The organism is Nakamurella sp. (assembly GCF_048594475.1).
Classification (GTDB): domain Bacteria; phylum Actinomycetota; class Actinomycetes; order Mycobacteriales; family Nakamurellaceae; genus Nakamurella.
Genome location: NZ_JBMDXT010000335.1, coordinates 1 through 5,708 on the forward strand (window position 1 = coordinate 1; position 5,708 = coordinate 5,708).

5 protein-coding genes are annotated in these 5,708 nt (G+C 73.0%); 4 read left to right on the plus strand and 1 reads right to left on the minus strand.

All coding sequences use genetic code 11. The annotated features are described in order from the left end of the window. The 4 genes from ACOJUF_RS15260 to ACOJUF_RS15275 all read left to right on the plus strand — a co-directional run. Window positions 1–828 (plus strand): substrate-binding domain-containing protein (locus tag ACOJUF_RS15260; RefSeq protein ID WP_420122680.1); only part of this gene is annotated, 828 nt, incomplete at its 5' end. A 72-nt stretch (window positions 829–900) separates the two neighbouring features. Further along, complete coding sequence (locus ACOJUF_RS15265) at window positions 901–2,139, plus strand: AI-2E family transporter (protein ID WP_420122681.1); 1,239 nt, start codon at window positions 901–903, stop codon at window positions 2,137–2,139. A 139-nt stretch (window positions 2,140–2,278) separates the two neighbouring features. Next, the gene (locus tag ACOJUF_RS15270) at window positions 2,279–2,653 is read left to right on the plus strand and encodes a VOC family protein (RefSeq protein WP_420122682.1); all 375 of its coding nucleotides are present in this window, start codon (window positions 2,279–2,281) and stop codon (window positions 2,651–2,653) included. Between the two features lie 136 nt (window positions 2,654–2,789). Beyond that, the gene (locus ACOJUF_RS15275; protein ID WP_420122683.1) at window positions 2,790–3,611 is read left to right on the plus strand and encodes an alpha/beta fold hydrolase; all 822 of its coding nucleotides are present in this window, start codon (window positions 2,790–2,792) and stop codon (window positions 3,609–3,611) included. A 27-nt stretch (window positions 3,612–3,638) separates the two neighbouring features. Here ACOJUF_RS15275 and ACOJUF_RS15280 read toward each other — a convergent pair. Next, window positions 3,639–5,708: bifunctional alpha,alpha-trehalose-phosphate synthase (UDP-forming)/trehalose-phosphatase (locus tag ACOJUF_RS15280; RefSeq protein ID WP_420122684.1), on the minus strand; the 2,070-nt coding region annotated here is incomplete at its 5' end.

Below are 5,708 nucleotides of genomic sequence, written 5' to 3' on the forward strand. Positions count from 1 at the left end.
ATCCGCGACCCCGGCGCGGTCGCGTTCCTCGAGGGCCTGACGCTGGAGTGCGACGAGGCGCAGGTCGGCCTGCTGCTGGTCCCCGCGCGGCCCGGTTCGGAGGACGTCGCCGGGGTCACCCGGGCCGCCGTCGACGGCTTCGTCGTCTACTCGATGCCCGACGACGACCCCCACCTGACGGCCGCGCTCGCCCGGCCGGTCCCCTCGGTGATCTGCGACCAGCCCAGCTTCCCCGGCACCGATGCGGTGGGGATCGACGACAAGGCCGCGATCCGGCAGATCGCCGAGCACCTGCTCCGGCTCGGCCACCGCCGGATCGGTGTGATCTGCATGCGGTTGGGGCGGGCCCGGCTGGACGGACCGGTGCCCATCGAGCGGCAGACCGCCGCGCGCTATCACGTGCAGCGCAACCGGCTCGCCGGCCTGCGGGACGCGTGCACCGCGGCCGGCGTGGCCTGGGACCGGATCCCGGTGGTCGAGCGGTTCGAGCACACGGTGGAGGCGGGGGCCTCGGCCGCCGCCGAGGTGCTGGCCCTCGATCCGGGCATCACCGCGCTGATCGCCACCTCGGACGTGCTCGCGCTCGGGGCCATCGGCGAGCTGACCCGGCGGCACCAGCGGGTCCCGCAGGACGTCTCGGTGACCGGCTTCGACGGCATCAAGGCGGCCGTGGACGCGGGGTTGACCAGCGTGGAGCAGCCGGTCGTGGAGAAGGGGCGCCAGGCGGGGCGGATGCTGTTGAATCCGGCCCGGCGGACCGCCGGCCGGCGCATCCTGCTGCCGACCACCTTCCTGCCCGGACGCACCACGGCGCCACCCCGGCGCTGACGTCCCCGGCGCGGTCGCCCGGAGGCGGCAGGCTGATGCCCGGCGGGATCACTGCGACGGGTGGACGGGACCATGACACAGGCGCGAGAAGAGCAGGACGGCACGGCCCGGGCGGGACGCCCGCCGCCGCCCCACGAGCGGGCCGGGACCACGCCCGCGGCGGACACGCACGCCGAGCCGGCGACGGGGCCGGCGACCCCGCCGGCCGGCCCGGTCGGGCGCCCGTCGTGGTCCGGTCCGCTGCCGCGCGGCCTGACGATCGTGCTGACCGTGGCCGGCGTCGTCGTGGTGGCGGCCGGCATGCGGGCCGTGCCGGGGATCCTGGGTCCGGTGTTCCTGGCCCTCGTGCTGGCGGTGCTGGTCGACCCGCTGCGGGCCCTGCTCCGGCGCAAGGGGGTCTCGCGCGGACTCGCCTCGGTGGCGGCGTTCCTGGCCGCGCTGCTGATCGTGCTCGGGCTGGTCGTCTCGACCGTCTTCGGCATCATCCGGTTCATCCAGCTCATCCCGCAGTACGCGGACCAGTGGACCGCCACCCTGGATCAGGTCACGTCCTGGCTCGCCGGGCTGGGCCTGTCGAGCACCGACGCGTCCACCCTGGTGCAGCAGATCGACCCGAGCACGATCGCCTCGGTGGCGGAGTCGCTGCTGTCCGGGGTGAGCGGCGCGGTGTCCGGCACCCTGTTCACCATCGTCCTGCTGATCTTCCTGGCCGTCGACGGCGCCATTTTCCCGGAGCGGTTCGCGGCCGCCCGTACCGGCCACGAGGTCGCCTTCGACGGGCTGCGGACCTTCGCCTCCGGCACCCGGCGCTACTTCGGCGTGGCCACGATCTTCGGGGCCGTCGTCGCGGTGCTGGACACGGCGGCGCTGCTGATCCTGGGGGTGCCCGCGGCGTCCCTGTGGGGGCTGCTGGCTTTCGTGACCAACTACATCCCCAACGTCGGGTTCATCATCGGGCTGATCCCGCCGACGTTCCTGGCCTTCCTGCAGGGCGGCCCGGGGCTGGCGATCGCGGTGCTGGTGATCTACTGCGCGTTGAACTTCGTCATCCAGTCCGTGCTGCAGCCCAAGTTCGTCGGTGACGCGGTCGGCCTGACCACCACGATGAGCTTCCTGTCGCTGATCATCTGGACGTTCATCCTGGGCCCGATCGGCGCGATCCTGGCCATTCCGGCCAGCCTGCTGGTCAAGGGCCTGCTGGTGGACATCGATCCGCAGGCCCGCTGGCTGCAGCTGTTCCTCGGGGACGCCTACGACCCGGCCGCCGACCGGGCCAGGAAGGCGGCGAAGAAGGCGGCGAAGAAGGCGTGACGCCGCCGGCCGGCGGCCCGGTTGACCGGCGCGGCGGCGGCCGCCACGGACCGGCGGTGGACGGCGGGCCGCCGGCACCGACGACCACGGTGGAGCACCGGAGAGGGCGCTGTCGGACCTCGGTGGCACAGTGCGGGCCATGATCGATCACTTCGGCATCCAGTGTGACGACCTGGCCGCGGCGTCGGCCTGGTACGACGCGTTCTTCGCGCCGCTCGGGTACGGGCGGGTGATGGACTTCGGTGTCGCCGTCGGCTACGGGCCGCCCGAGCATCCGTCCTTCTGGCTCGGCGCGGCCACCGACCCGGGCGGCCGGCAGTCGCACATCGCGTTCACCGCGCCGAACCGGGACGTGGTCGACGAGGTGCACCGGGTCGCGGTCGGGCTCGGTCTGGAGATCCTGCACGAACCGCGGGTCTGGCCCGAGTACCACCCGCACTACTACGGCGTCTTCGTGCGCGACCCCGACGGGAACAACGTCGAGGCCGTGTGTCACCGGCCCCCCGCGGACTGAGCCCGGTGCCGGCCGACATCGAGCCGTACGCCACCGGGATGCTGCCGGCGGCACACGGCGCCCGGATCTACTGGGAATGCTCGGGCAACCCGATGGGTGCGGCGGTGGTGTCCTGCACGGCGGCCCCGGCGCACCGATGTCCCCCCGTTACCGGCGGCACTACGACCCCGAGCGCTGGCGCATCGTCTACCTCGATCAACGGGGCTGCGGGCGCAGCCGCCCGCTGGCCCATGAGGATCTGGCCTCCCTGGCGACCAACACGACCGATCAGCTGATCGACGACCTGGAATTGCTGCGCGAGCATCTGGGCATCGACCGGTGGCTGGTCGTGGGCGGGTCCTGGGGCGTGACCCTGGCTCTGGCGTACGCCCAGCGGCATCCCGGACGGGTCACCGGGCTGGCACTGGCCGCGGTGACGGACGGTGCCCGCGAGTACCTGGAGTGGATCACCCAGGACATGCGCCGGGTGTTCCCGCGGGAGTGGGACGAGTTCGCGGCGGCGTCCGGGCGGCGGCCCGGGCAACGGGTGCTGGACGCCTATCTCGAGCGGATCACCGACCCGGATCCGGCGGTCCGGTTCGCGGCCGCGCGGGACTGGTGCCGGTGGGAGGACGTGCACGTGTCGCTCGCGCCCGACCCGCTGCCGAGCCTGGCGGACGCCGAGCCGGGGTTCCGGGCCCAGATCGCGACCCTGGTGATCCATTACTGGGCCAACGACTGCTTCCTGCCCCCGGACGGCGTCCGGTCGGGGATGCCGGCGGTGGGCGGCAACCCCCGCGGGCTGATCCACGGCCGGTACGACATCAGCGGTCCGCTGTCGGTGGCCTGGGACCTGCACCGCGCCTGGCCGGCCAGCCGGCTGGTCGTGCTGGAGGACAGCGGGCACGGCGGCGGATCGATGACCGAGGCGCTGGCCGCGGCGATCGCCGAACTGGGTGAAGCCGGCGTGACCGGATGACTCGGGCCCGCGCCGGCTCACCCGGCGTCAGGTCGAGGCGCGCTGGTCCTTGGCGACCGGGCCGGAGGTGCCGGCGGCGTGCTGCGAGCGGCGCTTGATGACCCGCCGGCGCAGGTCGGCCAGCACGTTGAGCACGTCGGCGACCCGGGCCGGGTCGGCGATCCGGGCGTCGGCGACCGTCTCGCCGCGACCGACCTTGATCCCGACGTCGTCGCCCTCCAGCACCCCGAAGGCGTTCTCGTCGGTGATGTCGTCGCCGATGAACACGGTCCCCGTGCAGTGGTTGGCCTTCACCAGCGCCTTGAGTGCGCGGCCCTTGTTGGTGGTGACCACGGTCAGCTCGAGAACCTTCTTGCCCCGCAGCAGGTGCACCCCCGGCCAGGTCGCCGGGTTGTCCTCGATCGCCCTTGTCACCGCGCCGGCGTCGTCGGCGTCCGCCCCGCGCAGGTGCACCGCGATGCCCGTCGGCTTCATCTCCAACCGCACGCCGGGGTACTCGGCGGTGATCTGCTGCAGCTCCAGGCGCAGCTTGGCCAGCCGCTTGGCGTCGTCCGGGCCGAGCAGCATGCTGTCGTCGCGGTCCTCGGCGGAGGTCTCCGCACCGTGGCTGCCGACCAGATGGATCCGCTCGGTCGGGCCCAGCAGCACCTCCAGATCGGCCAGCGCGCGTCCGGACACCACCGCCACCACGGTGCCCGTGGTGGCCGTCATCGTCTGCAGGGCCTCCATCGACTCCGGCAGCGGGCGGGCCGTCGCGGGATCGTCCACGATCGGGGCCAGGCAGCCGTCGAAATCGGTGGCCACCATGAGCCGGCCGGTCTCGGCGATCTGGTGCAGCTTGGCGACGACGTCGCCGGGCAGCCGGCGGGTCGCCTCGGCGACGTGGTCGCGGGTGTTCTCCAGCGCCGACAGGAATGCCGCGGCCCACCGGTCGACGTCGTGGGTGAGCACCTGGCGCCGCAGCGACCGCATCCGCCGGCGGGCCTCCACCGACGGCATGGTCAGCGCCTGCTGCAGGTGCTTCTTCACCCCGTCGGTGTCGTAGGGGTTGACCAGCAGGCTGGCCCGCAGCTCCTTGGCCGCGCCGGTGAACTCCGAGAGCAGCAGCACGCCGCCGCCGTCCACCCGGCAGGCCACGTACTCCTTGGCCACCAGGTTCATGCCGTCCCGGAACGGGGTGACGGTCATGACGTCGGCCGCGACGTAGAACGCGGCGAGGTCCTCCCGGGGCAGCGACTGGTGCAGGTAGTGCACGGCCGGCCGGCCGATCCGCCCGTAGTCACCGTTGAGGGCCCCGACCTGCTGCTCGATCTGCTCGCGCATGCGCCGGTACGAGCCCAGACGTTCCCGGCTGGGCGTGGCGATCTGCACCATGACGGCGTCCCGGACGGCCGGGTCGCCCTCCTTGAGCAGCTCGCCGAACGCGCGCAACCGCACGTCGATGCCCTTGGTGTAGTCGAGCCGGTCGACGCCCAGGATGATCTTCTTCGGGTCTCCCAGGTCGCTGCGCAGGGCGCGGGCGGCGGCGTGCACCTTCGGCGTCGCGGCCAGCGCCGACTGCTCGGCCGAGTCGATGGCGATCGGGTAGGCCGCGGCGCGGATCAGCCGGCCCTCGTGCTCGATGGTGCCGCCGGTGGTGACCGCGCCGGTCAGCGACTTGGCCAGCCGGCCGAAGTTGCGGGCCCCGCCCGGCAGCTGGAACCCGATCAGGTCGGCGCCGAGCAGCCCGTTGACGATCTGGGTGCGCCACGGCAGCCGCATGAACAGCTCGACCGGTGGGAACGGGATGTGCAGGAAGAACCCGATGCGCACGTCCGGGCGCAGCCGGCGCAGGAACTGGGGGACCAGCTGCAGCTGGTAGTCGTGCACCCACACGGTCGCGCCGGGCGCGGCCAGCTCGGCGGCCTCCTCGGCGAACCGGTGGTTGACCTTCTGGTAGGCCTCCCACCAGTCCCGATGGAAGCGCGACTCGACGACCGCATCGTGGTACAGCGGCCACAGGGTCTCGTTGGAGAAGCCCTCGTAGTAGTTGTCGACCTCGTCGGCGGTCAGCGTGACCGGGTGCAGGCTCAGCCCGTCGGTGGTCGTCGGCTCCAG